This is a genomic window from Mycobacterium simiae (genome assembly GCF_008370645.1).
Classification (GTDB): Bacteria; Actinomycetota; Actinomycetes; order Mycobacteriales; family Mycobacteriaceae; genus Mycobacterium; species Mycobacterium simiae_A.
In genome coordinates this window covers 1-1,366 of sequence record NZ_VTZN01000390.1, presented here as the reverse complement: position 1 = coordinate 1,366, position 1,366 = coordinate 1, and the positions used below count along the sequence as shown (strand labels likewise).

At 61.1% G+C, this 1,366-nt stretch carries 1 pseudogene; it reads left to right on the top strand.

The window, feature by feature from the left end:
* Nucleotides 1-1,366 (top strand): annotated as a pseudogene (locus F0Q45_RS26000) (PPE family protein); the annotation flags it as partial.

The following is a 1,366-nucleotide window of genomic DNA, read 5'->3' as shown; positions in this document are numbered from 1 at the left end:
CGGCACCGGCAACACCGGCATCGGCAATACCGGGACCTACAACACTGGGCTCTTCAATGCCGGCGCCTTCAACACCGGCATTGCCAACCCCGGCGACCACAACACCGGCTTCTTCAACATCGGCATCCTCAACACTGGCATCGCCAACCCCGGCGACTACAACACCGGCTTCTACAACCTCGGCGACTACAACACCGGCCTGGCAAACGCCGGCACCTTTGGCACCGGCGCATTCATCACCGGCAGCATGGACAACGGCTTCTTCTGGCGTGCCGATAGGCAGTGGCTATTGTCGGCGAACTACACCATCACCGCTGACGTCATTCCCGCATTCCTTACTGTCGATATTCCGATCGACATACCCGTCACGGCCAATATCACTGACGTCTCGATCCCGGCGGTCACCATTCCGGTAATCCCTACGTCAGGGACCCTCGATCTAGTGCTCCTGACGGGCACGGTCTTTGCGCCGATCGGGCCCATCACCATCCACGGCGGCGACGATTTCGCACCCGCCAACACTCCTATCACTATCGACTTCGGCGCCCAACCCGCAGTCAGGCTCAACATCGGCAATCCTGACGGTTCCACCGTGATACATATCGCTGGCACCGGCGGCATAGGCCCCGTCCAAATCCCGCTCATCGATCTGAAGCCGACCCCGGGCTTCTTCAACACCACTGGCAACCCGTCCTCAGGCTTTTTCAACTCGGGCGGTGGCAGCGCATCGGGATTCGGCAACTTCGGCGCTAATAATTCGGGCTACCTGAACGTCAGCACCGCCGGCCTGGGGAACTCCGGGTGGCAGAACTACGGTTCGCTGCAATCGGGCTGGGCGAACCTCGGCAACAGCATCTCGGGTCTGTTCAACACCGGAGTGGGAGCACCGGCCAATATCTCGGGATTCGAAAACATTGGCAGCAACCTGGCCGGCTGGTTCCGAAATGGCCCGACGCAGACAACCTTCAGCGTGGGCTTGGCAGACGTCGGCTTCTGGAACCTGGGCAGCGCCAACGTCGGCAACTACAACCTGGGCAACGGCAACGTCGGCAGCGCCAACATCGGCTTCGGAAACATCGGCAATGACAACGTGGGTAGTGGAAACTTCGGCAGTTACAACCTGGGTAGCGGAAACTTCGGCAACGGAAACATCGGCGTCGGCAACACGGGTCCTGCGTTGACGGCGGCCCTGCAGAACATCGGCTTCGGCAACACCGGCAGCTTCAACGTCGGGTTCGGCAACACCGGCAACGGAAACATCGGCTTCGGCAACACCGGCGACGGGAACATCGGTATCGGGCTCACCGGCGACGCGCTGACCGGGTTCGGCGGCTTGAACTCCGGCAGTGGAAACATCGGCCTGTTC